A 25812-nucleotide genomic window follows, 5' to 3' on the forward strand; every position below is an offset into this window, starting at 1 on the left:
CATGGAGCCAGGCCGACTGACGAAGAAGGAGCGGCACGAGCTCATCCTCTCGGAAGTGCGCCGTTCCGCCTCCATCCGCATCTCAAAGCTGGCCAGACGCATCGGCGTCGCCGGCGAAACGATCCGCCGCGATCTGATCGAACTGGGCGAGGCCGGGCTTCTCAACCGCACCTATGGTGGCGCCACGATCTCTCTGGTGACGTCGGAGCCGGTGATTTCCGAGCGTGGCCTGACCATGGTCGAGGAACGGGCGCGGATCGGGCGCGGCGCGGCAAGCCTGGTCGAGAAAGGCCAGATCGTGATGATCGACGGCGGCTCGACCACCTATGAGGTGGCGCGCAACCTTTCCCAACTGAAGCGGGATTTGATCATAATCACCAACTCGACCGGTGTGGCATCGGTGGCCGGCGCCAATCCGACCTTTCGCGTCATCCTGTGCCCGGGCACCTATGACAGCCGCGAAGGCAGCGTGCTGGGCGAAGACACGGTCGAGTTCGTCAACCGCTACAATGCCGACGTCGCCATCATCGGTGCATCTGGGGTGACGGCGGATGGCCCGAGCGACATGATCTCGGGTGCGGCGGCGGTCAAGCGCGCGATGATGTCGCGATCGCTGTCGACGGTCCTGGTGGTGACCAATGACAAGTTCGGCCGCGCCAGCCTCGAGCGCGTCTGCGCGCTCCGCGACATTTCCGACATCGTCACCGACCGCGAACCGCAGGCCGAATTGCGCGCGGCCAGCGAAGAGGCCGGTACGGAAATCCACGTTTTCGCAGCCGCTGATCTCGTCTAGCCCGCATCCCGGTTGGTCAAGGCGATATGACAGCAGCCGGAGCCGTGGCCCGGCGTCCAGGTGACATTGTCGAAGTGCACGCCGGTCGCCTCGAACAGGCCGCGGTCGAAGGCGCCGGCGATGCGGCAGAGCGTGGCGAGTTTTTCGTCGCCAACACCAGCCTCCACCCAGGCATCCTTCAACGGGCAGCGCTTGACCTTGAAGGCAATGCGCTCGTCGCTGCGTTCGACATCGGTCGGATACATGCGGCCGCCATCCGGACTGATGGCCAGAAATGCCTCGCCTATGGCGCGGGCGTCGTTGGGCCCAAAGGCGGCGAAGGCGGCGGCCGCGACCTCCTTACCGCGCTGCTCGATGGTGCGGATCATGATCGCTTCGGCTTTTTCGGCGCCGAGTTCTTCCGTCAGTTCATCGAGGAACAGGCGGTAGAGGTCGGCGCGGTTGCGGAAGGCGGAATCGAGTTCGCGCGACAGTTTCTCGGCCCTGGCTTCGAGGTCGGTCATGATGCGTCCTGGCTTCTTTTCAATTTCGGGGCTGCCGCCACCAGCGCTTTGCCGATCGCCGATTGCGGTGCTTCGATCACGGCACGCGCGTCGCCGCTCTCGGTAATGCGGCCGGCGTCGAGGATGATGATGCGATGGGCGATCGCTCTGATAACGCCAAGATCATGCGAAATGAACAGATAGGCGATGCGTTCCTCACGCTGCAGGTGAAGCAGCAACTCCAGGATCTGTCCACGCACCGATACATCAAGCGCCGACACGGCTTCATCGAGCACGATCAGCGACGGCTTTGTCGCAATGGCGCGGGCTATGGTGACGCGCTGGCGCTGGCCGCCGGAGATCTCATGGATGGCGCGAGGGGCGAGGTCGGCGGTCAGGCCGACGCGGTCCAACAAAGCGGCGATGCGGCGCGGGCGCTCGGCCCGAGGAGCGATGCCATGGATGCGCAAGGGATCGTCGAGCACACGCGCCACGGTGGCGCGCGGATTGAAGGCGGCAAGCGGATCCTGGAATACCATCTGCAGACGGGCACGCCGCGCGCGCAAGGCTGCGCCGTTCAAGGCCAGGAAATCGCTACCCTCGAATTCGATGTGACCGGAATCAGGCTCGATCAACCGCAGCACCAGGCGCGCGATGGTCGACTTGCCGCTGCCGGAAGGCCCGGCCAGAGCCAGGGTCTCACCGGGTTCGATGTGGAAGGAGACATCATCGACCGCGGCGATCGATTTGCCGCTGCGATGGTATCGTTTGGCGAGATTGGAAACCGTCAGCAGGCTCATGCCGGGAGCCTGACTGTTCGACCAAGCAGCGGCTCGGCATCGAGGCCGAGATTGGCATCCAGCAATGAACGCGTATAGGCGTGGCGCGGCGCGTTGACGATCTGCGTCATTGCACCGATCTCGACCAGTTCGCCGTGCCGAAATACCGCAATGTGCTCGGCAAGCTCGGCGGCCAGCGCGATGTCATGGGTGATGAACAGCAGCGTCATGCCGTCCTCGGCCACCAGTCGCCGGATGAGTGCTGCGATCTCGGCCTGGACGATGGTGTCGAGCGAGCTGGTTGCCTCGTCGGCGATCAGGAGTTTCGGGACTGCCGCAATCGCGGCGGCGATCGCCACACGCTGCTGCTGGCCGCCGGACAGCTGATGCGGGAAGGCGCGCATGGCGGCGCCTGGATCAGGCAAGCGGACACGGGCGAGCAGGGTTTTGGCTTTGGCGAAGGCTTCTCCCCAACCGAGGCCGAGATGGGTGTGGGCGACCTCGGCGATCTGTTTGCCAATCGGCATGACGGGATCGAGGCTGGCCGAAGGGTCCTGGAAGACGAAGCCGATATCGCGACCGGGGAGGGGGACGAATTTAGGTTGGCGATCCTTCGACGATTGAAAATCCATCGCAGGCCATTCGATGCGCCCTCCGATTATGGAGGAAGCTGGCAACAACCCCGCAATCGCCAGCGCCAGCGTGCTCTTGCCCGAGCCGCTCTCGCCGATGATGGCCAGGCGCTCGCCGGCAACAACATCAAGGCTGATCCCTTTCAGGGCCGCCACCTCGCTGCCATCACGGCGGTAAGTCACCGTCAGGTCGCGGATCGAAGCCAGCGCCGTCACGACAGGCTCCTTCGCACCGCTGTCGTCTCGACGACGCCTTCGCCGGCGAGATAGACGCCGAGCACGGTCAGCACGAGCGCAATGCCTGGAATGATCGACAGGAAGGGCGCGGTGCGCAGCACTGCGCGGCCCTCGGCGATCATGCCGCCCCAGGTGACGCGATTGGGGTCGCCGAGGCCGAGAAAGGAAAGTGCTGCTTCGGTGAGGATGGCGGCGGCGACGATCACCGACGACAGCGCCAGCACCGGCGGCAGCGCGTTGGGCAGCACTTCGCGAAAAGCGATCTGCAGCGGATGCATGCCGATGACGCGGGCGCCGGCGACGAAGTCACGTTCGCGGATCGACAGCACTTCGGCCCGCGCGACACGCGCCGGTCCGGTCCAGGCGCTGAGCGCGATGGCCACGACGACGACGCCGAGCGACGGCCCGACGACACTGACGAAGGCCAGCGCCAAAAGGAAGCTCGGCACGGTCTGAAAAGCGTCGGTGATGCGCATCAGCACCTCGTCGACGAGACCGCCGGCAAAGCCGGCCAGCGTGCCGACAACAGCGCCGATAAAGAGGGATGCAGCTGCCGCCGCCAGCCCGACCGCCAGCGAGGTGCGGGCGCCATGGAAAAGCTCGGCCAGCACATCGCGGCCGAGCCGGTCGGTGCCGAGCGGCAGCGACCAATCCTGGAACGGCGGCAGCAGCGCCGGTCCGGCAATGGCTTGCGGGTCACCGGGAAAAAACAGCGACGCCGACAGCGCTATGGCGAACAGCGCGGCGAGGATGATGGCGCCGGCAACGGCCTCCGGGGTGCGCAGAAAGCGGCGGAGCGGGCTCACGCGCCGACCTCGCTGGCGCCGACGCGCGGGTCGAGGAAGGCGTAGGTTATGTCGACGAGCAGGTTGATGACGATGACCAGCACGGCGCTGACGAGAATGATGCCGAGCAGCAGCGGCGTGTCCCGCCCGGCCACCGCTTCCTGCGCCAGCCGGCCAAGGCCTGGCACGGCAAAGACGCTTTCGATGACGACGCTGCCGCCCAGCATCTGCGCCGACTGCAGGCCAAGCACGGTGACCAGCGGCAACAGCGCGTTGCGGGCGACGTGGGCGAGCACGATGCGGCGGCGCGACAGCCCCTTGGCGCGAGCGGCCAGGACAAAATCCTGCCGCCAGACCTCGGCCATGCCGGCGCGCATCATGCGCAGATAGAGCGCCAGGTAGATGAAGCCGAGTGCTGACACCGGCAGGACGAGATGGGTGGCGATGTCGGCGGCGCGGGCAAGCCCGGTCTTGTTCGAGGCGATGCTTTCGATGCCGCCGATCGGAAACCAGCGCAGGTCGACGGCAAAGACGACGATCAGCACCAGTCCGAGCCAGAAGCCCGGCACGGCATAGAGCGCCAGTGAGCCGATCGACAGGAAACGGTCGCGAAAACTTCCGGGTCTGGCGCCGGCATAAATGCCGAGCGCCGAGCCGAGGCCGAAGGAAAGCGCGGTGGCGCTGCCCATGAGAAGCAGGGTGTTGGGCAGGCGCTCGAGGATGACGTCGCGGATCGGTCGTGAGAAGGTCACGGACTGGCCGAGATCGAGATGCAGCAGCGCCCAGAGATAGTTGGCAAGACGCGTCAGTTCCGACTGGTCGAGGCCCCAGCGATGACGAAGCAGTTCGATCATGCCGGCATCGCCGCCGGTCGAGACGATATAGGCGTCGACCGCGTCGCCGGGTGCCAGTTCGAGCAGCAGGAAGGTGCCGATGATGACGATCGCCAGCACGAAGATGCTGCCGACGAGACGGCGACGGAGGAGGGTGAGGGCGCGGGTCATGGCGTAAAGACGCCGCTCGCGAGCATTTGAGGTCGCGTTCTAGGGCGCCCCCCTCTGTCCTGCCGGACATCTCCCCCACGAGGGGGGAGATTGGCAGTTTCAGCGCGGCGCTCCATCCTGCGACGTTGGCGATTTGCGAAGGCGACAATGACAGCCGATCTCCCCCCTCGTGGGGGAGATATCCGGCAGGACAGAGGGGGGCGCGAAGGGACTCTCATTGTCGAACCTGAGCACCCGGACAGATGATCTGCAAGTCTGGAGGTTAGCCCGCCAGATACGTGTCCGCCCAGTTCGAGACCGCCCAGCGCGGATTGTTGGCGATGTTGCCCACCGTATCCTTGGCGACGCTGATGAAACTCCATTCGGCGACGTTGATCAGCGGCAGGTCGGCGGCCACCTTTTTCTGGAACTCCTTGTAAAGCTCGGTGCGGGCTGATGTGTCGAGCGTCTCCGAGGCCTTGGCTATGAGGGCGTCTAGATCGTCGTTCTTGTAGCCGCCCTGGTTGGAGAAGGGCACGCCGTCTGGGATGCCGCTTTGCACCAGGATGGTGGTCGAGATCGCCGGGTCGCCGCGGAACACCGGCGGGCCGACCGCGAGATCGAAGGCGTGGTCGGTGTAGACGGCCTTGATGTGCGCGGGCGAGTCGTTGTTGACCAGCTCGGCGTCGATGCCGATGGCCGCCAGCGCCTGGCGCAGATAGTCGCCGAACTGCTTGGTCTCGTTGAAATAGGGTGCCGGCAAGAGTTTTAGCGTAAAGCGCTTGCCGTCCGGGCCCTTCTTGTAACCGGCTTCGTCGAGCAGCGCGTTGGCCTTGGCGACGTCGAAGGCATAGGTCGGCACGTCGGCGGTGTAAAACTGCGGATCGTTCTTCGGCACCGGCCCGGTGGCGGTGGCGGCATAGCCGAGGAAAACGGTCTTGACGACGAAATCCTTGTCGATGGCGTGTGCAATCGCCTGCCGCACCTTGAGGTCGGCCAGCTCCTTGCGGCGATGGTTGATCTCGACGACCAGCTGGTAGGTCAGGCCTTCATAACCCTTGGTGATCACCTTGAGGCCCGGCACCTTGGAGATGCGGTCGAGGTCGGCCAGCGGCACGGCGGAAAAGGCGGCGAGCTGGATCTCGCCGGCTTCGAGCGCGCTGGCCGCCGAGGTGCGGTCGGGCAGAACCTGGTAGATGATTTCGTCGAGCCAGGGCTCGTCCTTGCCCCAGTAGTCGGGGTTCCTGGCCAGCAGGTAATATTCGCCGGCCTTGTATTCGGCGAATTTGAACGGGCCGGTGCCGACCGGAGCATTGTTGGCCGGGTTGGTGGCGATGTCGCCGGTCTCGTAGATATGCTTCGGCACCACGCTCGACAGCGCCGGCAGGGCATTGCGGATCAGCTGGAATGGTGTCGGCTTGGCGAATTTGAACACCGCGGTCAGCTCGTCCGGCGTGTCGACGGCGGCCAGATCCTTGAACACGGTGCGGCCGAGATTCTGCAGCGGCTTCCAGATCTGCAGCGCCGAGAAGGCGACGTCGGCGGAGGTGAAGGGTTTGCCGTCATGCCATTTGACGCCGTCGCGCAATTTGAAGGTCACCGACAGGCCGTCGGCAGCGCCTTCCCAACTGAGCGCCAGGCGCGGGTCGAGCCCGTCCTTGCCGTCAAACGAGGCTTCCGCCAGCGTTTCGACGATCTTGCTCGAGATGAAGAAGACGCCGTTGGAGGCGACGATCGCCGGGTTCAGGTTGCGCGGCTCGGAATCGGCGGCAAGCACCAGCCGTCCGCCCTTTTTCGGCGTCTGCGCCCAGCCGATATCAGGCATGGCGGTGGAGGCCAGCAGCAAGGCTGATCCGGCAAGCATCGTGCGTCTGGAAATCGTGAAATCTGACATGATCGAACTCCGTCCTCTCCGCGACCCGGCCGGGTGCGCCAATATCCTAGGACGCTCGCGAGCATCCATGCGGCGGAGATTATGGGCCTTGCCGAGGGTTTCGCCAGAGACGGAATTGGCGCATCTTCATGTGGCTTTGAAAATTCCATCCGCTGGACCAGTTACAGGGGAGTGGCTCAATGCGCCCGATCTGGTAAGACCAGATTTGGCTGAAAGCGGCTGGCGGAGCCCGCAGCTTGAGCCGTTGAGCCAGAACAACCTATTTCTGGCTGGACCAGACCGGGCAAAATGGTGCAGATTTGGCGGACAGCCAGAAGATCAGGACCAAAACAGCCGGCGATCCGACCGACCGGCTGGCGAATTCAGGGAGAGAGAGATGAACGTCGCCCCGGGCAAGACTGCCGTCAGCAACATCCCGTTCGACCACGCCAGGGTCGACCGGCTGATGGAGGAGGCGGGCATCGACGTGCTGCTCGCCACGTCCAAGCACAACACGCAGTATCTGCTCGGCGGCTACAAGTTCATCTTCTTCGCTGCCATGGATGCGATCGGCCACAGCCGTTATCTGCCTGTCGTCGTCTACGAGAAGGGTGGGCTGGATCACGCCGCCTATATCGGCAACCGCATGGAGGGCGCGGAGCACCAGAACAATCCGTTCTGGACGCCGACGCTGCATGCCGCCTGCTGGGGCACACTCGACGCCGCCAATCTCGCGGTCCAGCACCTGACGAAGATCGGCAAGGCGGGCGCCCGCATCGGCATCGAGCCGAGTTTTCTGCCTTCGGACGCCTATACGCTGATCCGCAAGGCATTGCCGGATGCCAAGCTGATCGACGCCACCGCGATGCTGGAGAGCATGCGCGCCATCAAGACGGACGCCGAGCTGGACAAGCTGCGCACAGCGTCCGAACTGATCACCGATTCCATGCTGGCGACCATTGGCTGGGCCCGCGAAGGCACGACCAAGAGCGAAATCATCGAACAGCTTCGGCGCGAGGAAACCAATCGCGGCGCGCATTTCGAATATTGCCTGTTGACGCTGGGCGCCAGCCACAACCGTGCCGCCTCACCGCAGGCGTGGAAGCCAGGCGAGGTGCTGTCGATCGATTCCGGCGGCAATTATCACGGCTATATCGGCGACCTCTGCCGCATGGGCATTCTGGGCGAACTGGACGCCGAACTGGAGGATCTTCTGGCCGAGGTCGAGACGGTGCAGCAGGCGGCCTTCTCCAAGGTCAGAGCCGGCACGCTGGGCGGCGACATGATCTCCTACGCCGAGGGCGTGCTGAAGGCGTCGAAGGTCGCCCCCTATACAGATTTCTTCGCCCACGGCATGGGGCTGATCACGCATGAAGCGCCGTTCCTGATGACCAACCATCCGGTGACCTATGAAGGCACCTATGCGGCAAAGCCGCTGGAGAGGAACATGGTGCTGTCGGTCGAGACGACGATGCTTCACCCGACGCGCGGCTTCATCAAGCTGGAGGACACGCTGGCGGTCACCGAGACCGGCTATGTGATGTTCGGGGATCGGGGTCGGGGGTGGAACAGGGGTGGGGTCGCTTAGCTGAGCGCGGCCCCCTCACCCGGATTGCCAACCGAATTGCGAAGGGCAATTCAGGGCAATCCGACCTCTCCCCGAGGGGAGAGGAGGGCCGGCACGAACGCCAGTCTCTTCTCCCCTCGGGGAGAAGGTGGCCGCGAAGCGGCCGGATGAGGGGGCCTCCCCGCAATTGAGCGGATGGGAGGAAGATTACTTCCCCGCCGGAATCAGCCTGAAATCCGGCAACTCGCGCAGCACCAGCTCCGGCCCTGCCGGAGAGTAGACGACGAAGAGCTGCATCGGTCCGTCGCCGGTGTTCAGCGTCGAGTGAAAACGGCTTTCCGGCACGTAGATGGTGCAGCCAGGGCCGACCTTGGCAACCACCGGATTGCCCTTCTCATCCTCGACCATCTGCTCGCCATTCCCCGAAATGACGAAGATGATTTCCTCGGCGCCCGGATGATTGTGGCGCGTGTGGCCCTTGCCGGAGGGCAAGTCGACGACCCCTCCGGAAAAGCGCTCCGCACCGTTCACCTCGGGAGCGACGGTCAGCGCCAGCCGGCCCCAGTCGAAGCCGAAGGCGCTGACATCCCTGGGGTAGACAAACATTTTGCTCTTGTCGGTCATCTCTCATCCCTTCTTTTTCTTTGCAGCCGTCTTGCCGCCAAGCGTGACCGCTTTGAAATCCGCGGTCTGCTTGGCGATTGCGGCTTCTGCCGGCAGCCGCTCCATCGAGCTCGCGCCATAGAAACCATGCAGGCCCTTGCAGCGGTCGAGAATGTAGCGCGCGTCGTCCGGCATCGAGATCGGCCCGCCATGGCAAAGCAGGATGACATCCTTGCGCACCGAGCGCGCGGCATTGGCGATGGCGTCGATTTCCTGCACGCAGTCGTCGAGCGACTTGGCTGACGTGGCGCCGATCGAACCGCCGGTGGTGACGCCCATATGGGCGACGACGATGTCGGCGCCGGCCTTGGTCATGGCGCGCGCCTCATCCGGGCTGAACACATAGGGCGTGGTCAAGAGGTCGAGCTTGTGCGCCTCGGCGATCATGTCGACCTCAAGGCCGTAGCCCATGCCGGTCTCCTCGAAACTTTGCCGCATCTGGCCGTCGAACAGGCCGATGGTCGGAAAGTTCTGGACGCCGGAAAAGCCCATTGTCTTCAGTTCGGCCAGAAGCAGCGGCATGATGACGAAGGGATCGGTGCCGTTGACGCCGGCCAGCACCGGCGTCTTCTTGACCACCGGCAGCACCTCGTAGGCCATTTCCTTGACGATCTCGTTGGCGTTGCCATAGGCGAGCAGACCGGCGGCCGAGCCGCGCCCGGCCATGCGGTAGCGGCCGGAATTGTAGATGATGATGAGGTCGATGCCGCCGGCCTCCTCAGCCTTGGCCGACAGACCGGTACCGGCGCCACCACCGACGATCGGCACACCGTCGGCGATCATCTTGCGAAACTTTTCCAGGATTTTCTTGCGCGGTATGGCGGCCATGTCTTCGTATCTCACTGTCTGGCGATGTCGAGAAAGGCAGCGACCGCAGCCTTGGCGAATTCGGGGTCGTTGATGTGCAACGGCAAGCGCGTCACGCGACGGGCGTCGCTTGGGTTGATCGTGCGCTCGATGGCGTCGAACAGAGCGGCATCGGCTTCCGGGTCGAAGAAGGCGCCGCCCTCGATGTCGAGCGCCGAGACACCTTTTTCGGGAATGAGAAAGCGGACTGGACCCTCGCAAAGGCTCAGCTTCGTGCCGATCCATTCGCCGATGGCTCGGCTCTCCTCGGCGTTTGTGCGCATCAGCGTCACGTTCGGATTGTGCTCGTAGAACAGGCGTCCGCGATATTTTTCCGGAATGGTCGGCGGCGCCCAGAAATTGACCATGTCGAGCGCGCCGACAGAGCCGACATAGGGCAGTCCGGTGCGGGCGATGGCGCCAAAACGGTCGTCGGTCGCCGGCAGCACGCCGCCGAACAGGAGGTCGCAGACTTCCGTGGTGGTGATGTCGATGACGCCGGAGAGCAGGCCGCTGTCGGCGAGCTTTTCCATCGAACGGCCGCCGGTGCCGGTGGCGTGGAAGACCATGCAGTCATAGGTCGAGCGCAGCTGGTCGGCGATGGCGGTCACGCAAGGCGTGGTGACGCCGAACATGGTGAGGCCGATCGATGGTTTGCCGCCGGGCGGCGGTGCCGGTTTCGCCGCCATGCCCGATATCGCCTGGGCGGCGTTGTGCAGCACGACACGCGACAGCCGGTTCAGCCCGGCCATGTCGGTCACCGCCGGCATCATGACGATGTCGGAGACGTCGACATAAGGAGCGGTGTCGCCGGAGGCCAGCGTCGAGATCATGATCTTGGGCAGGCCGAGCGGCAAAGCGCGCATGCCTGCCGTGACGATCGAGGTGCCGCCACCACCGCCGAGGCCGATGATGCCTGATATGTCGGTGCGCGACTGCGCGAAGCGGGCGAAGGCTATGCCCATGGCCGCGACGGCGGTGCCGCGGTCGTCGATATCAAGCACGGCGCCGCGGCCAGCGGGATGATGGTCGGCGACTTCGCGTGCCGCAATGTCGACCGGCACGGTCGCGCCCCGCGTGCCGACATCGACGCGGGCAACAGCCGCACCGGCCGCGGTGATTGCGTCGGCCAGGAAGGCGAGTTCCTCGCCCTTGGTATCGGCGGTGCCCACCACATAGATGCGCTTCATGGCGTTTCCCCGGTCGTCACGCGGCCGACGTTTGTCGTCGGCTTCTGCCAGCCGTCGGCAAGCGAAGGCCATTGCAAATTTTTGAGACGCGCGTATCGTATTGACATGGATGTCTCACGTCAACAAGCCGCAGCGAACGACGATGCTGACCAGGCCGCCGAGCGTGGGCCCCGTGCGCGCACAAAGCGGCTGATGCTGGAGACGGCAACGCGGTTGATGCAGGCTGGCGTCACGCCTTCGGTCAGCGAGGTTGCCGAAGCGGCCGAAGTGTCGCGCGCCACCGCCTACCGCTATTTCCCCAGCCAGACAGCCCTGGTGCAGGCGGTCGTCGACGAGGGGCTAGGCCCGATACTCGAGTGGCGATCCGATTCGTCCGATGCCGAACGCCGCCTGGCGGAATTAATAGACAGCGCGATGCCGCGCATCGAGGCTTTCGAGGCGACCTTCAAGGCGGCGCTGAAATTGTCGCTCGACCAGTGGGCCCGCCAGCAGGCAGGCGCGCTGGGTGGCGAGCCGGCCTTTACCCGCGGCCATCGCATGGGCCTGCTGGAGGATGCGCTTGCGCCACTGAGGGGCGAGCTGCCGCCGCGCGAATTCGAGCGCCTGGCGCAGGCGCTGTCGCTGATTTTCGGCGTCGAACTGCTGATTGTGCTGAAGGACATCTGGGGCCTGGACAGCGGAAAGACCCTGGCCGTCGCCCAATGGGCGGCCTCAGCGCTGGTGCGGCAGGCGCGACTCCGGACGCCATCCTGACCAGGGGTGGTGGCGGCGTGAATTGGGCATGGAGGAGGGCTGGACGAAGGCGGATGCAGGATATGAGACTTCTCCCGATGCGGACCGATTGGGGGGTTGTCGAGGGCAATCCGGGGCGGTCGCTGCGGTAGCTCGGAGCGAATCTGGTTCGACCAGATTTGAAGGTCGGCGATTTCAGTAATTCCGGGGATTGGCGTTTTGCGAACTGGATGAAGGTGGAGAACTGCCAAAAATGAAGGAAATACGAACATATAGCGGACGTTTCCAGCTTATTTTGGTGACGGCGAATTTCAAGAAAGCGCTTGACGGGCATCTTAAATTGGTAATACCAGATTAGGAAAGAAAAGGCGGATCGGGAATGACAGCCGCAGTCTATTTCGGCAGGGCGAGGAGGATCATACGGATGGCGCGTGTTCCGTCCGCACGAGGTGGCGCATCGTGACGCAGACGTCGCCTCGCGCCAGTGCCGGCAAGGGGATTGCGCTGCGCCTCGATGGGCTCAGTAAGGCCTATGGATCCGTGCGCGCCATCAACGACCTGAGCTTCGCCGTCGACGAAGGCCGCTTCTTCGTACTCTTCGGGCCGAGCTCGGTTGGCAAGACGACGACGCTGCGCACTATCGCCGGCCTCGTCCAGGCCGACTCCGGCACGCTTGAGATCGGCGGCCGCGACATGACCCATGCGCCGATCGCCGGCCGCGGCATCTCGATGGTCTTCCAGTCTTTCGCGCTTTACCCCCACCTCACGGTCTATGACAATCTCGCCTATCCGCTGCGCGAGGAGAAAGCCGAGAGCGCCGAGATCGACAAGCGGGTGAAAGAGACCGCCGAGATCCTGAAGCTGACACACCGCCTGAAGGCCAAGCCGGCAACCCTGTCCGGCGGAGAGCAGCAGCGCGTCGCGCTCGGCCGCTCCCTGATCCGCCGGCCAAAGATTCTTCTCCTCGATGAGCCGCTCACCAATCTCGACGCCAAGCTTCGGCACGAGACGCGCGCCGAGCTGAAGCGGCTGCACCGCCAGTTCGGCATGACCGTGATCTATGCCACGCCCGACGAGCTCGAGGCTCTCTCGATGGGCGAGACGATCGCCGTCATGCGCGATGGCGGCATCGTCCAGATCGGCACGCCGGACGAGCTTTACGAGCAGCCGATCCATACCTATGTCGCCAGCAAGATCGGCTCGCCGCACATGAATCTGTTCACGGCCTCGGTGCGCGCCGACACCAGGTCTTTCGACACGCCGCTCGGGACTCTGGTTCCGGCGACGGCGCCAGAGACTGCCGATGCCGGCGAGGCCGCGCTGATCGGCATTCGCCCGAGCGACATTCGGCTCGCCGCCAAGGGCGAAGCCGGGGTTGCCTCGAAGGTGCATCTGGTCGAACCCCTCGGCGACATCACAATCGTCTCGGTCGAGGCCGGCGGCCAGATGTTGCGCATGGTGCTGCCGGAAGCGATCGCCGCCAGCATCAGGACCGGCGATTCGGCATCGATCGCCATCGATAACAGGAAAATCCACGTCTTCCGCGCCGCGAGCGGCCAGGCAATGACCTGACGCGAACGGCGAGAAGCAATACGGTTAACCAAGGGAGGAAACGCGAATGACGGCGATGACCAAAGTGAAAGGCCTAGCGACAGCCGCAAGCTTCGCTGCCACGCTACTGGTGGGAGGCGTGACCTATGCCTCTGCCGAAGAAGTGACGTTGACGATGGCGGTGCCGGATTGGCCCCCGACCCGCATTATGAAGAAGTTCTTCGACGAGCAGTACAAGCCAAAGTCTGGCAATACCGTGAAGCTCGATGTCGACTTCATTCCGTGGCCGGATTTCTACACCCGCGTCAACGCCTCTTTGACCTCGGGCGAAAAGAAGTACAACTTCATCGTGTCGGACTCGCAGTGGCTGGGCGCCTTCGTCGAAGGCGGCTACTTCCGCAAGATCAACGATCTCATCGATGCCGACCCGGAACTCAAGGCGACGATGGAGTCGATGCATCCCGCCGTGCTCAACGCCTACTCGACCTATCCCAACAGCACGCCGAACTACTACGGCTTCCCGCAGTTCCCGGACGTGCTGGTCACCTACGGCCGCAAGGACGTGCTCTGCAACGCCGACGAGCAGGCCGCTTACAAGGCGAAGTACAATGAGAAGCTGCCCTGCACCGGCGAAGAAATCGACGCCATGGACTGGAACACCTTCGAGCATGTTGGCGAATTCTTCCAGCGCAAGAAGGGCGACAAGCTCGCCGGCCAAGTGCTGGATGACGATTTCTATGGCATCGCCTATCAGGCAGGCAAAGGCTACGACTTCTCGACGAGCTCGGTCCACACGTTCGTCTGGGAGCATGGCGGCGGCATCTGGGATGAAACCAAGGCCCCGACCGGACATGCCGAAGGCGTCGTAAACTCCCCGAAGTCCATCGAGGGCATGGAGCATTTCCTCAAATTGCTGAAGTACATGCCGCCGGTGGTCAAGACCGGCACCATGGACATCTTCGTCTCGGACCAGTTGTTCCGTGAAGGCAAGGTGGCCATGAACATCGACTGGATCGGTCTCGCCGAAGCCTCGCTCGATCCCAAGACGTCGAAGGTTTCCGACAAGCTGGTGTTCGGATTGGCGCCAGGCCTGCGCGGCGCCGACGGCAAGGTGAATCGTACGTCACAGATCGGCGGACAGCCTTTCGTTCTCACCACCTGGACGACGCCTGAGCAAATCAAGGAAGCGGTGGGCTTCGTGAAGTGGTGGCTCTCGCCTGATATCCAGCACCAGTTCGCCGCCGCCGGCGGCCAGTCCGCGATCAAGTCGGTCTACAGCGATCCGAAGTATGCGACCTATCGTCCGTGGGACCGCGCCTGGGCGAATTCGCTCGACTGGCAGAAGGACATGTGGCACGTGCCGCAGTTCTTCGAACTGCTCACCCAGCAGCAGGACCAGTACGACCTAGCCATCACTGGCAAGCAGGACGCCAAGACCACCCTGGATAACATCGCCAAGTTCCAGGAGGACCTCCTGAAGAACGATGGCCTTATCCAGTAACCTTCCGACATAGCTGCGGGGAGCGGGCAAAAGCCGCTCCCCGTCATTGCCACGTCAGGCGCTCCATATTTCGGACTCCCATGACCGCTGTTTCAAGCACGCTGCAGACACCACGCCTTACCGCGGTTGTTGCCCACAACTGGAAACTCGCCATCGCTGTCGCTGTCGTCGTGTCGGCCATATCAATGGCGGGCTTGCCGGCGGCTGTCTCCTTCTGGGTGGTGGGTGCCATGGCGGCGTTGGTCGCGGCCGCATTTACCGTCAACGCGTATCGCCGCCACTACTTCGGCGCCTTGCTGGTCGCTCCGGCAATCGCCGTCCTGTTTGTGATGAATATCTTCCCCCTGCTGTGGTCGCTGGGCCTTTCGTTCTTCGCCTACCAGGCAAACCAGCAGACGATCCGCTTCGTCGGACTCGGGAACTACGTCCGGATCCTTACCAACGATCTCGCTGCTCACGCGACTTGGGGCGCGCTGATCAATACCGCCATGTTCGTCGTGTTCACCGTCTCCGCGCAGATGATCGTCGGCTTTCTGCTGGCCATCCTGTTCGCCAAGCAATTTCCGCTGCGCAAGTATTTGTTGATCCTGGTGCTGACACCGATGATGCTTTCGGTTGTCGCCTCTGGCGTGTTCTTCACCTACTACTATGACCCGACATTCGGGATTCTCAGCTACGTCATCAATTCCATCTCCGGCAACCAGTTCATCCTGATGAGCAACAAAGTCGGTGCCGTGGCGGGAATCGTTTTCGCCGACGCATGGATGTGGTCGCCCTTCGTCATGCTCCTTGTGCTGGCGGGCCTCGTCTCGGTGCCGAAATACCTTTACGAGGCCGCTGCCATCGACCGTATTTCCGGCTGGCGGCAATTCTGGATGATCACCTTCCCCTACATCCGAGGCCTTCTAATGTTGGCCCTTCTCTTCCGCACCATCGAGGCATTCAAGCTGGCGGATCTCGTCATCCTCCTCACCAAGGGCGGCAACGACACGCTGACGATCTCCTATCACTTGATCCGCATCGCCAACGAGCAGAACAAGACGAGTGAGGGCGCGGCGATCTCCTATCTGATGCTGTTCATGGTGATCGTTCTCACCAACCTCTACCTGTACCTCGCAAACCGCCGTACGAAGGGAGCCTAACCCGTGGCCGAATCGATATTGGGAAAGCTCGGCTTCCGCAGGGCCAGCGGAGTAGACGAGGCCGGCTGGGGGCGGACGCTCGCCGTGGCCGTCGTCGCCTTTATCTATTTTCTGCCGGTGCTGTTCATCATATTCACCGCCTTCAAACCGCAGGGCGACGCGCTCCTGGTGCCTCCGACGCTGTCGCCCACGTCGCTGTTCGGCTTGATTCCGGACCATTTTGTGTTCAAGCCCACGCTCGAAAATTTTGGGTCCGTCTTTTCTCGCTCGATGACGCCGGACGGTGCCCCGGAAGCGACAGGATTCGACCGTTATTTCTTCAACTCGATCTTCATCGCCTCGGCGTCGGTGCTGCTGGCGCTGGTCATCGGCACCCTGGCGGCCTTCGGCTTCTCGCGCTATCCGCTGAAAGGCAATGACACCTACCTGTTCATCATCCTGACCACGCGTATGCTGCCGGCGATTGTGGTGATCATTCCGGTGATCCTGATGTTCCGCGTAGTGGGCCTGTCGGGCTCGTATCTCGGCATCATCATGCTCTACACTGCTTTCAACCTGGCCTTCACCATCTGGATGATGAAGAGCTTCTTCGATGAATTGTCGCCAGACGTCGAGGATGCCGCCCGCATCGACGGATCGTCCGGAATGCGGGTGTTCTTCAAGATTTGCCTGCCCCAGGTCATTGCCGGGCTCGCCGCCACGTTCGTGTTCGGCCTGATCCTCACCTGGAACGAGTTCCTCTTCGCCCTGTTGCTCTCGGGGCCCGACACCAGGACGGTCCCGGTCGCCATGAACCAGGCCGTGTCGTCGGGTGGACGCGGCACCGACTGGACTTTGCTTGCCGCCATCGAAACCCTGTTCCTCGTCCCAGTCTTCCTGGTCACCTTCTTCTTGCAAAACCATCTATTGCGCGGCGTTACCTTCGGCACAGTGAAGCGCTGAGATGTCAACCATCGAACTCCGCAAAGTCACCAAGCGCTTCGGCTCCTTCACCGCGGTCAAGGACGTTGACCTGTCGGTGGCCGCCGGTGAGGTCGTCTGCCTTCTCGGCCCGTCCGGCTGTGGCAAGACGACGACCTTGCGCGTCATCGCCGGGCTGGAACGCGTCACTGACGGCGAGGTCGTCATCGCCGGCAAGGTGATGAACAACCTGCCGCCCGAAAAGCGCGACATCGCCATGGTGTTCCAGTTCTACGCGCTCTACCCGTCGGCATCGGTCGGCGAGAACATCGCCTTCCCGCTCTATCATGACGGCATTTCCGGGGCTGAGCGGACTGCCCGCGTCAACCGCGTCGCTGCGATCCTCCACTTGGAGCACGTTCTCGACCGGCTGCCGAACCAGATATCCGAGGGCGAAAAGCAGCGCGCCGCCATGGCCCGCGCCATCGTCCGCGACCCCAATTGCTTCCTCTTCGACGAGCCCTTGTCGCGTCTCGATGTCGAACTGCGCCAGACCATGCGTGGCCAGATCAAGGAAGTGCTGCAGGGCCTCTCCAAAGCGACCGTGATCGTGACCCATGACCAGCTCGAAGCGCTCACCATGGCCAACCGCATCGCCATCATGAAGGACGGCCTGATCGAGCAAGTCGGCTCACCGCACGAGGTATTTGCCAAGCCCGCCAATGCTTTCGTGGCGAGCTTCATCGGCACGCCGCAGATGAATCTTCTCGAGGCCGACCTCAAGACCTTCGCCGATGGCATGGCGGACATGACCGTGGCCGGCACTAGTCTGGCGATCCGCACGGACGCGGCGGTCGCGCGCCTGCAGCCCGGCAAGGTGACGATCGGTGTCCGCCCCCGCGCCTTCACCGCGACCGATACGGGGGACCGTGGCACCATCTCCGCCCGGGCCGAGCTCATCGAGCCCATGGGCGCCGAAACCCTTATTCATGCCCGCACGGCGGCAGGCGCCGACATCCGCGTCGTGGTGACGAGAAGCCAGCGAGTCAAGGTCGGCGAGGCGCTGAATCTACGCCCCGATCCCAGGCAAACCCATGTCTTCGATGGCGCCGGAAAGGCGGTGCGGTCATGAGCGACAGTTCTTCCGGCATGAGCCGCGCCGGCGCGTTCTCCCTCGAGGTCTTCATCATTGGCCTCGGCGTCATGGCGCTGGTGCTGATCTTCCAACCCTTTTCCATCGGCCTGTACGCGGTCGGCAGCGGTCTCGTGGTGCTTGCCGGACTCATCAACAACCTGCTGCCGTTGGCCCAGCCGGGCGTCAAGGTGCGCAGTGTGGTGACCGTAGCGCTGGTCGTGGCGCTGGTCTTCTGCATTGTGCTGCTGGTTTCGATCACGGCGGCGCATCTCTACGGCGTCTTCTTCCTCAATCCACCGGACCCCAACACTCTCGCCGGCAAGGCGCAGCTCGCCACGCCGCCTTTCTACAAGCAGGCTTTCGTGTGGGAAATCGCCGCCGCGGCGGTGGTTCTCGCGCTGGTCGTCACCGCTCTCAACAAGACAGCGCGATGATCAGCAGCTGACGCTATCCGGCAGGTCGCGCACGCGCCGGTCCGCGACGGTCGGTTGCGTCGCCCTCTCAACTCTCACGCCGTCATCCTCCGGCTTGACCGGAAGACCCGACGCCGAGATCAAGGACCGCTGCGCCATCGCATGATTGCCGAATGTGTAAGTGCCGAGATCATCGCCCCAGGCCAGGACTGTGAGACTGTCATGCGGGATGGCGCACAGCAGGGCGCCCTTGCGTGAGCAGATCGAGCAATTGCACCGCACGGCGCCGATCAGTTCGACTTTGAACTCCAAGGCGACCTTGCCGCAATGACAGCTGCCTTTGTACAGCATCGGCTTCCTCCTTCCGTCCGGCAGGGGTGTGCAAAACCGCCTGCGCCGGGTTAAGTCTCGGCAAGCCATGAACTGCCGCACCCCGTTATGACGTTCAGGGCGTCAGGAGTCCGACACCGAAATGCAATCTGTCCGTGACCACCTCGAAATGATCCTCGCCCGTGTCGCTGCTCGTGCGGATGAAGAACGCGTGTTCACCAAGCTCTATGTCGAAGCCGCACGCGTGGCGGCGGATTCCGCCGATGCGCGGCGCAAGGTTGGCGTGACACTTGGACCGCTCGACGGAACAATTGTCTCGATCAAGGATCTGTTCGATGTCGCCGGCGAGCCGACCACGGCCGGCTCGCTGATGCTGCGGAACACCGCGCCCGCTTTGCGCGACGCCACCGTCGTCAGCCGGCTGCGGCAGGCAAGTGCTGTGGTCCTCGGCAAGACCAACATGACCGAATTCGCCTTCACCGCCATCGGCGACAACCTGCACTACGGCACGCCAGGTAATGCCGCTGATACCAGCCGGATTCCGGGCGGGTCGTCATCCGGCGCCGGGGTTTCGGTAGGCGAGGGGACGTGCGAGATTTCCATCGGTTCCGACACTGGCGGTTCCGTGCGCATTCCGGCGTCGCTGAACGGTGTTGTCGGCTTCAAGCCGACAGCGCGGCGGGTGCCGCTCACCGGCGCCTATCCACTGTCCGCCACACTGGACTCGATCGGGCCGCTTGCTCGAACCGTCGCCCAATGCGCTGCTGCGGACGCGGCGATGGCTGGCGAGGCGATGCCGGCACTGCTGCCGTTTTCACTTGCCGGGCTTCGCATCGGCATCCCGCGCGGCGTTTTGTTCGAAGACACGGAACCGGAGGTCGCAGCAGGCTTCGAGCGATGCATTCGCGCGCTGGACCAAAGCGGCGCGCGTGTCGTCGACCCGCCGATCGACGATCTGATTGCCGAGATGCGCACAGCGACCAAACGCGCCTCGATCGCGTCGATGGAGGGCGCGGAGGTTCATGCGAACTGGCTGTCCGTCGGAGCATCGGTGCCGGTGGACCCGCATGTCAGCGGCCCGCTTTCGCGGGCGCTCGCCATTCCTGCCTCGGTCTATATCAGGACCATCCGCCGCCGCGGCGAACTCGCCGCTGCCATGGTCGAACGCCTGGCGTCGATCGATGTGCTTGCCCTGCCGACCGTACCGATCGTCGCGCCCTCGATCGCCACCATGGCCAGTGACGAAGCGCTACGCAACAAGGCCGAAGGCCTGCTGTTGCGCAACACCCAGGTCGCCAACCAGTTCGACCTGTGCGCGATCTCGCTGCCGATGCCTGATATGACGCTGCCGGCGGGGCTGATGCTGGTGGCGCGCAATGGCCATGACCATCATTTGCTGCGCATCGCGGCCGGAGTCGAGCGGCTGCTTGGCCGCTGACCGGCGTTTCAGCGTGACGAGCAGTGCTTGCGTTCGCTGTCTTTGGCGGTGCGTTCGATGCCGGTCACGATCAGTGTCGGCAGGCTGTACTGCTTGCCGTTGAAGCTCTGCGGCCGGTTCTCGATCGTACCCGCGACAACAAGCTTGCCGGCATAGAGCTTGTCGGGGAGGTTGAGTGCCTTGTCCTGCTGCGACAGGCCGTCGATATCGACCCACACACCTTTCACAACCATGCCGGTGGCGAGGTCGAGCGCGCTGGTGGAAGGGCAAGGCGCCACAACGCAACGCAGGCCGTTGTCGCATGGCACATAGCTGTTCTGCCCAGCGGCCCCAGCCTGTGCCGTTGCAATGCAGAAACTGACAGCCATGAGCGTTGATGCGACGATCTTCGACATGGCGCCAAGGTCGCTGGCGAATTCGAGAAAATTGAGGCGCGTTCAGACGCCTGCCGGAAACCGCTTGCGGTAGTGCTCGACCACTTCGGGATTGCGCAGGTTGACCGGCAGTTTGTTGGCCAGCACCAGCAAGGTTTCACCGGCCGCGCCGACGCCCATGCGCATCATCGATTCCTCGGTAATGCCGGCCATATGCGGGGTAATGATGACATTGTCGAAGTCGAAATAGGGATGCCCTGGAGGCAGCGGCTGCGTCGCAAAGACGTCGAGCGCCGCGCCGCCGATGCGGCGCTGTTGCAAGGCCTCGATCAGCGCATCGTCGTCGATCACCGGGCCGCGCGATACATTGATCAGCAGCGCATGCGGTTTCATGCGGGCGATGCGCTCGCGGCTGATCAGGCCGCGCGTCTCGGGCGTCAGCGGGCAGCACAAAACGATGATGTCGCTCTGCTCGACCAGCGCGTCGATCGACAGGAAGCCGACCCTTTCGGGCGCCGGCTGCAGGCTGCGCGTCGTCGCCACTACATTGAGGTCAAAGCCGTGCGCGGCGATATGGCCGACGGCGTGGCCGACTGCGCCAAGGCCGACAATGCCGACGGTCTTGCCGGCGAGTTCGCTGTTGGAATTGGCGTGCTCGCGGCCGGCAAGCCAGCCTTTCGCGCGCAGATCGCGATCGACCACGCGGAAGCGGCGGGAGAGTGCCAGCGCCACGAACATCACGTGCTCGGCGACCGAGCGCGCATTGACCGCCGGCACGTTGGCCACCAGCACGCCGGCGGCGGCCGCCGCCTCCATCGGGATCATGTCGAGCCCGGCGCCGTGGCGGATGGCCGCCCTCAGCTTCGTTGCGCCTTCGAAAAGGGCCGGCGGCAGGTGGGCGCGGACGATGACGATGTCGGCGTCCCTCGCCTCGCCGGCCAGCGTGGCTGCATCGACATTGGAAGCGATGACAAGCTCGCCGGCGCCCACCAGCATGGCAGCGGCGCGCGGATGCAGCGTGTGCGTCGACAGGATCTTGGGCATAGGGCTCCCGTTTGTTTATCAGCAAGTCCCCAGGGACAGCGCTGCGCGCTTCCCCGGGAAAACCGTTTCACACTTTTCCTGGAGTTGCCTAGGCCTTTTCGAGCGCCGGACTTGGCGGGTCTGCCTCACGGCCTTCGATCAGGCCCTTCCAGTAGCTCTCCGCGCCTTGCAGATGCGCGCTCATCAGCGCCTGGGCGAGATTGCCGTCGCGGCGTAGCAGCGCCTCGAAAATCTGGATGTGCTCGGCATGCGAGCGCACTGAGCGCTCGGGATCGTTGAAATAGATCGGCAGGCGCAGCTCACCCATCATGTAGTAGACGCTGCAGACATTGTGGAAGACGCTGTTCTTGGTCGCGCGCACGATCTCGAGGTGAAATTCGCGGTCTTCCTTAGCAAGGCCCTCGCCAGCGGCAATGCGGTCTTCCGAGGCCTTCAGGATTTCGCGCAGCCGCTCGAAATTCTCCTCGGTGGCGCGCGAGCAGGCGAGTTCGGCTGCCTTGATCTCATGGATCTTGCGCAGCTCGACCGTCTCGTAGATCTGGATCGGGTCAAGCGGCAGGCCGGCGCGGGCGAAAAGCGCCATGGCTTCCACGCTGGCCTGCTTGGTGTCGATGTAGATGCCGGATTTGGCGCGGCGCTCGACGATGCGCATGGCTTCGAGAATGGCCAGCGCCTCGCGGATCTGGCCGCGGCTGACGCCGAAGTGCTCCGCCAGTTCGCGCTCCGACGGCGTGCGGCCCGTCTCCTTGTCCGAATGGGAGAAGAGATAGGCGGCGAGTTCGGCGAGAAGGTTCTTTTCTTTCATCGTCAACTGCGTTGCGCGTGCGCCTCCAGAAACCGCTCCGAAATGGTGAACCCCAGTCCCGGCTTTTCGGGGATCGCTATCATACCGTCCTTTGCTTCGACAGTCTCTTCGACAAGATCATGGATCATCGGGTTGGCGCCGAGCGAATATTCGACGGTGAAGCTCGCCGGCGAAGCAGCGCAGACATGCAGTCCGGCAAAGAAGCAAGGGGCGCCGGCCCATAGATGCGGCGCGAAACGCAAATTGAAGGCGCTGGCTATGGTGCCGATCTTCATCGCTTCGCTGATGCCGCCGCAAAAGGCGGGATCCGGCTGGAAGATGTCGGCGGATTTCAGCACCGCGAGATCGCGGAAAGCATAGCGCGTCGCCTCGCTTTCGCCGGTGGCGATCGGGATCGAGCCACAGGCGCGAACCTCGGCCATGCCCGATTTATCGTCGGCTATGACCGGCTCCTCGAACCAGGCGAGGTCGAGGTCGGCGGCGAGATGGATGAAGCGCTTGGCTTCGGCCACCGTATAGGTGCCATGCGCATCGACCATCAGGTCGACATCGGGACCAAGTGCCTGTCTCGCCGCACGCACGCGGGCTGCGGAAATGTGCGGGGCGCCATCCATGGCGCCGATCCGCATCTTCAGCGCCTTGAAGCCGCCCTTGGCAATGTAGGATTTCAGCTGCTCACCGATGGTGTCAGCGGGCGCCCAACCGCCGGACGCATAGGCCTGCATGCGATCGAGCTTACGGCCGCCGAGCAGCCGCCAGACCGGAACCCCGAGCGATTTGCCCAGTATATCCCAGAGTGCGATATCGACGGCGCTGATGGCGGCGACGCTCATGCCACGGCGCGCCAGTTGCGGCATGGCGTGGCCGGCGCGCGCCGCACTGTCGTGGCGCACGCCATTGTAGAGCATCTCCCAGATCACGCCGATGTCGGCGGGGTCGCGGCCGATCAATTGCGGGCCGACCTCGTGGTTCAGCATATGGACGAGCGCGCCATAGCTGCCGGCACTGCCGGCGGCGTTCTTGCCTTCGCCCCAGCCGACCAGCCCGTCGTCCGTCTCGATGCGCAGAATGGCGGCGTCGAAGGTCGCTACCTGACCGAAGTCGCTGCGATGCTGCTTCGCGGCTTCGATCGGTATGCGGACCCACCAGGCCTGGACGTTTCTGATGCGCATGTTCATCCCCGGCCTTGCCGCCGGTCTGGGCGGAAAGGCTCATTTCCAAACGGATCGACTACTTGATCAGCGGCAGCAGCGTTTCTGCGTTGATGCGCATCTGGTCGGTGTAGAATTTTTCCGTGAGCACGCTGGAGCCGTGGTCCTGGATGAACTTGAGCTGCTCGGGCGAGATGTCGACCGGGTTGCGTTCGACCATGTCGGGATAGGGCGCGGCCGGCGTGCGGTCGACGGGCGCGACGAATTCGTTGGTCAGCGCGCCGTCATAGCCAACCTCTTTCAGCGTGGCGACGATCTTCTTCCAGTCGATCTGGCCAAGGCCTGCGGCGAAGCGATTGTTGTCGGCGACGTGGAAGTCGAACAGGCGCTTGCCGACCTGGCGGATGGCTTCATAGACGTTAAATTCTTCCATGTGGATGTGGTAGGCGTCGAGGCAGACACCGCATTCCGGGCTGACGGCATCGGCCAGCGCCAGCGCCTGCGCGCCGCGGTTGAACAGATAGGTCTCGAAGCGATTGAGCGGCTCGACCGCGATCTTGACGCCGACTTTCTTGGCGTGGGTGAAGCATTCGCGGGTGGCGTCGACCACCCACTTCCACTCCTCTTCCTCGGTGCCGTCCGGCACCACCTTGCCGACGGTGGCGGGAACCAGCGTGATGATCTCGCCGTCGAGTTCGCTGACCATGGTCAGCACGTCCTTGACGTACTGCACCGAGCGCTCGCGCTGGCCCTGGTTCTTGGCGGCGAGATTACGCTCGCCCAGCATCAGCGTCACAGCACCCCAGCAGCGGATGCCGTGCTCCTTCAACAGCGCGCGCGTCTCCTTGGTCTTGTATTGCTCGGGTTCGCCGGAAATCTCGATCGACTCGTAGCCGAATTTCTTGATCCGCTTGAGCGTCGTTTCCAATGGCTCCGCCCGCATCCAGTTGTGCGTCGAAAGATGCATGGTCTGTCCTTCCCAGATTCGCCTGTACCAGTTCGCCCGCGACGCATCCCACCGGAGCGTGCGGCCAGTTTCCTCCCCAAGGCGCTCCAGTATTTTTCTCAAACTGGTTCGACCAATTGGGCCTGAAGGGAGGTCTACAGCAATTTCCCGCGGACGGCAAGAAGCGCAATCGCACCCTCTCGACCGTGATCTACCATATTGATTATATTGAAATATGTGAGCCAATGCCGCGTGCGCAACTGGCGGTGATCATGCATCAAACAGCTTGACCAGAATTTGGCATTTGGTAATACCAGAATGGCAATGCACAGCCGCATGATGCGAAAAGACCAAAGAGGCTGGCCCTGCCTTCATCAGGCGCTATGCTTGGTCCCTGGAAAATGATTTTGGAGGATGCCGATGCCGACGACAATGAAGGGCCCTGGGCTGTTTCTGGCGCAGTTCGCGGGCGACGCCGCGCCGTTCAATTCGCTGGCCTCGATCACCAAATGGGCAGCGGGGCTCGGCTACAAGGGTGTGCAGATCCCGACCTGGGACGCGCGCCTGTTCGACCTCAAGAAAGCAGCCACTTCCAAGGCCTATTGCGACGAGGTGAAGGGCATCTGCGCTGACGCCGGCGTCGAGATCACCGAACTGTCGACGCATCTGCAGGGGCAGTTGGTGGCGGTGCATCCGGCCTATGACGCGCAGATGGATGGCTTCGCGCCGGCCTCGGTGCACAACAATCCGAAGGCACGGCAGAAATGGGCGGTCGAGCAGATGAAGTTCGGCGCCAAGGCATCGCGCAATCTCGGACTGAATGCTTCGGTGTCGTTCACCGGCTCGCTGGCTTTCCCTTACCTCTATCCCTTCCCGCAGCGGCCCGCCGGACTGATCGAGGAGGCCTTTGGCGAGCTCGGCAAACGCTGGAAGCCGATCCTCGATGTCTATGAGGATAATGGCGTCGATGTCGGCTACGAGATTCACCCCTGTGAGGACGTGTTCGACGGCGCCACCTTCGAGATGTTCCTCGACGCGGTCGGCGGCCACAAGCGCTGCAACATCAACTACGACCCGTCGCACTTCCTGCTGCAGCAGCTCGACTATCTCGAATTCATCGACATCTATCACGAGCGCATCAAGGCGTTTCACGTCAAGGACGCCGAGTTCAATCCGACGGGACGGCAAGGCGTCTATTCCGGCTATCAGAGCTGGACCAACCGTGCCGGGCGGTTCCGCTCGCTCGGCGACGGGCAGGTGGATTTCGGCGGCATCTTCTCCAAGCTGACGCAGTACAATTATGATTCTTGGGCAGTGCTGGAATGGGAGTGCTGCCTGAAGCATCCTGAAGACGGTGCGGCCGAAGGGGCGCCTTTCATCCAGCATCACATCATCCGCGTGACGGAAAGGGCATTCGATGATTTTGCCAGCGGCACCACGGACAAGAAGCTGCTGCGCGCGATGATGGGAATCTAGCGCGGCTTTCCCTCCCCCTTCGAGGGGAGGGTGGCCCGAAGGGC

26 protein-coding genes are annotated in these 25812 nt (G+C 63.4%); 11 read left to right on the forward strand and 15 right to left on the reverse strand.

Annotated features, from left to right (window positions below; genetic code table 11):
- The first annotated feature begins 1 nt into the window (after window position 1).
- Window positions 2–793 (forward strand): DeoR/GlpR family DNA-binding transcription regulator, encoded by a 792-nt coding sequence (locus AC1DVW_RS21715; protein WP_477248637.1) that lies wholly within the window; start codon window positions 2–4, stop codon window positions 791–793.
- Here AC1DVW_RS21715 and AC1DVW_RS21720 read toward each other — a convergent pair.
- The 6 genes from AC1DVW_RS21720 to AC1DVW_RS21745 all read right to left on the reverse strand — a co-directional run bounded on the left by AC1DVW_RS21720 (window position 790) and on the right by AC1DVW_RS21745 (window position 6585).
- Complete coding sequence (locus AC1DVW_RS21720) at window positions 790–1296, reverse strand: L-2-amino-thiazoline-4-carboxylic acid hydrolase (protein ID WP_477248638.1); 507 nt, start codon at window positions 1294–1296, stop codon at window positions 790–792. The two genes, AC1DVW_RS21715 and AC1DVW_RS21720, sit on opposite strands and share 4 nt — an antisense overlap.
- Complete coding sequence (locus AC1DVW_RS21725) at window positions 1293–2075, reverse strand: ABC transporter ATP-binding protein (RefSeq protein ID WP_477325782.1); 783 nt, start codon at window positions 2073–2075, stop codon at window positions 1293–1295. Before AC1DVW_RS21725 ends, AC1DVW_RS21720 begins: the two co-directional genes overlap by 4 nt.
- Window positions 2072–2902: an ABC transporter ATP-binding protein gene (locus AC1DVW_RS21730; protein ID WP_477325784.1), complete on the reverse strand. Its 831-nt coding sequence runs from the start codon at window positions 2900–2902 to the stop codon at window positions 2072–2074. Before AC1DVW_RS21730 ends, AC1DVW_RS21725 begins: the two co-directional genes overlap by 4 nt.
- Window positions 2899–3729: an ABC transporter permease gene (locus AC1DVW_RS21735; RefSeq protein ID WP_477325786.1), complete on the reverse strand. Its 831-nt coding sequence runs from the start codon at window positions 3727–3729 to the stop codon at window positions 2899–2901. Before AC1DVW_RS21735 ends, AC1DVW_RS21730 begins: the two co-directional genes overlap by 4 nt.
- Window positions 3726–4712 carry an ABC transporter permease gene (locus AC1DVW_RS21740; protein WP_477325788.1) on the reverse strand — a complete coding sequence of 329 codons (987 nt, stop codon included), beginning with the start codon at window positions 4710–4712 and terminating at the stop codon, window positions 3726–3728. The genes AC1DVW_RS21735 and AC1DVW_RS21740 overlap by 4 nt, the downstream gene beginning before the upstream one ends.
- A 262-nt stretch (window positions 4713–4974) precedes the next feature.
- A complete protein-coding gene (locus AC1DVW_RS21745) occupies window positions 4975–6585 on the reverse strand; it encodes an ABC transporter substrate-binding protein (RefSeq protein WP_477325790.1) in 1611 nt (536 codons plus the stop codon).
- A gap of 376 nt (window positions 6586–6961) precedes the next feature.
- Between AC1DVW_RS21745 and AC1DVW_RS21750 the strand changes: the two genes are divergently transcribed.
- On the forward strand, window positions 6962–8152 hold the full coding sequence (locus tag AC1DVW_RS21750; protein WP_477325792.1) for a M24 family metallopeptidase: 1191 nt from the start codon (window positions 6962–6964) through the stop codon (window positions 8150–8152).
- Window positions 8153–8338: 186 nt separating this feature from the next.
- Here AC1DVW_RS21750 and AC1DVW_RS21755 read toward each other — a convergent pair whose 3' ends face one another.
- From AC1DVW_RS21755 to AC1DVW_RS21765, 3 genes are read right to left on the reverse strand one after another with little or no spacing between them, the layout of a single operon-like run.
- A complete protein-coding gene (locus AC1DVW_RS21755; RefSeq protein WP_477325794.1) occupies window positions 8339–8755 on the reverse strand; it encodes a cupin domain-containing protein in 417 nt (138 codons plus the stop codon).
- Between the two features lie 3 nt (window positions 8756–8758).
- Entirely contained in the window at window positions 8759–9622 is an 864-nt protein-coding gene (locus AC1DVW_RS21760; protein WP_477325796.1) for a phosphoenolpyruvate hydrolase family protein, read from the reverse strand.
- 11 nt (window positions 9623–9633) lie between these two features.
- A complete protein-coding gene (locus AC1DVW_RS21765; RefSeq protein WP_477325798.1) occupies window positions 9634–10830 on the reverse strand; it encodes a Tm-1-like ATP-binding domain-containing protein in 1197 nt (398 codons plus the stop codon).
- Window positions 10831–10935: 105 nt separating this feature from the next.
- Here AC1DVW_RS21765 and AC1DVW_RS21770 point away from each other — a divergent pair, with 105 nt between their 5' ends.
- The 7 genes from AC1DVW_RS21770 to AC1DVW_RS21800 all read left to right on the forward strand — a co-directional run bounded on the left by AC1DVW_RS21770 (window position 10936) and on the right by AC1DVW_RS21800 (window position 18225).
- Window positions 10936–11583 carry a TetR/AcrR family transcriptional regulator gene (locus tag AC1DVW_RS21770; protein WP_477325800.1) on the forward strand — a complete coding sequence of 216 codons (648 nt, stop codon included), beginning with the start codon at window positions 10936–10938 and terminating at the stop codon, window positions 11581–11583.
- Between the two features lie 438 nt (window positions 11584–12021).
- The gene (locus tag AC1DVW_RS21775; protein WP_477325802.1) at window positions 12022–13134 is read left to right on the forward strand and encodes an ABC transporter ATP-binding protein; all 1113 of its coding nucleotides are present in this window, start codon (window positions 12022–12024) and stop codon (window positions 13132–13134) included.
- A gap of 46 nt (window positions 13135–13180) precedes the next feature.
- On the forward strand, window positions 13181–14614 hold the full coding sequence (locus tag AC1DVW_RS21780) for an ABC transporter substrate-binding protein (RefSeq protein ID WP_477248650.1): 1434 nt from the start codon (window positions 13181–13183) through the stop codon (window positions 14612–14614).
- An 80-nt stretch (window positions 14615–14694) separates the two neighbouring features.
- Complete coding sequence (locus AC1DVW_RS21785) at window positions 14695–15756, forward strand: carbohydrate ABC transporter permease (protein WP_477248651.1); 1062 nt, start codon at window positions 14695–14697, stop codon at window positions 15754–15756.
- Between the two features lie 3 nt (window positions 15757–15759).
- Window positions 15760–16698, forward strand: a complete 939-nt coding sequence (locus AC1DVW_RS21790; RefSeq protein ID WP_020629045.1) for a carbohydrate ABC transporter permease — start codon at window positions 15760–15762, stop codon at window positions 16696–16698.
- A gap of 1 nt (window position 16699) precedes the next feature.
- Window positions 16700–17788: an ABC transporter ATP-binding protein gene (locus AC1DVW_RS21795; RefSeq protein ID WP_477248652.1), complete on the forward strand. Its 1089-nt coding sequence runs from the start codon at window positions 16700–16702 to the stop codon at window positions 17786–17788.
- Complete coding sequence (locus AC1DVW_RS21800; protein WP_477248653.1) at window positions 17785–18225, forward strand: hypothetical protein; 441 nt, start codon at window positions 17785–17787, stop codon at window positions 18223–18225. Before AC1DVW_RS21795 ends, AC1DVW_RS21800 begins: the two co-directional genes overlap by 4 nt.
- Here AC1DVW_RS21800 and AC1DVW_RS21805 read toward each other — a convergent pair whose 3' ends face one another.
- A complete protein-coding gene (locus AC1DVW_RS21805) occupies window positions 18226–18555 on the reverse strand; it encodes a GFA family protein (RefSeq protein WP_477248654.1) in 330 nt (109 codons plus the stop codon). It abuts the gene before it with no gap.
- Between the two features lie 121 nt (window positions 18556–18676).
- Between AC1DVW_RS21805 and AC1DVW_RS21810 the strand changes: the two genes are divergently transcribed.
- Window positions 18677–19972, forward strand: a complete 1296-nt coding sequence (locus tag AC1DVW_RS21810; protein ID WP_477325804.1) for an amidase — start codon at window positions 18677–18679, stop codon at window positions 19970–19972.
- An 8-nt stretch (window positions 19973–19980) separates the two neighbouring features.
- Here the strand turns inward: AC1DVW_RS21810 and AC1DVW_RS21815 are convergent, their stop codons facing one another.
- The 5 genes from AC1DVW_RS21815 to AC1DVW_RS21835 form a co-directional block, all read right to left on the reverse strand.
- A complete protein-coding gene (locus AC1DVW_RS21815; protein ID WP_477325806.1) occupies window positions 19981–20367 on the reverse strand; it encodes a hypothetical protein in 387 nt (128 codons plus the stop codon).
- 42 nt (window positions 20368–20409) lie between these two features.
- Entirely contained in the window at window positions 20410–21390 is a 981-nt protein-coding gene (locus AC1DVW_RS21820) for an NAD(P)-dependent oxidoreductase (RefSeq protein WP_477248657.1), read from the reverse strand.
- Between the two features lie 88 nt (window positions 21391–21478).
- A complete protein-coding gene (locus AC1DVW_RS21825) occupies window positions 21479–22195 on the reverse strand; it encodes a FadR/GntR family transcriptional regulator (protein ID WP_477248658.1) in 717 nt (238 codons plus the stop codon).
- 2 nt (window positions 22196–22197) lie between these two features.
- On the reverse strand, window positions 22198–23367 hold the full coding sequence (locus AC1DVW_RS21830; protein ID WP_477325808.1) for a mandelate racemase/muconate lactonizing enzyme family protein: 1170 nt from the start codon (window positions 23365–23367) through the stop codon (window positions 22198–22200).
- Between the two features lie 58 nt (window positions 23368–23425).
- Window positions 23426–24313 (reverse strand): sugar phosphate isomerase/epimerase family protein, encoded by an 888-nt coding sequence (locus AC1DVW_RS21835; protein ID WP_477248660.1) that lies wholly within the window; start codon window positions 24311–24313, stop codon window positions 23426–23428.
- 399 nt (window positions 24314–24712) lie between these two features.
- On the opposite strand from AC1DVW_RS21835, the gene AC1DVW_RS21840 reads away from it, so the two are divergent.
- A complete protein-coding gene (locus AC1DVW_RS21840) occupies window positions 24713–25768 on the forward strand; it encodes a sugar phosphate isomerase/epimerase family protein (RefSeq protein WP_477325810.1) in 1056 nt (351 codons plus the stop codon).
- Window positions 25769–25812 lie beyond the last annotated feature (44 nt).

It is taken from the genome of Mesorhizobium sp. P3_B5 (genome assembly GCF_056402815.1).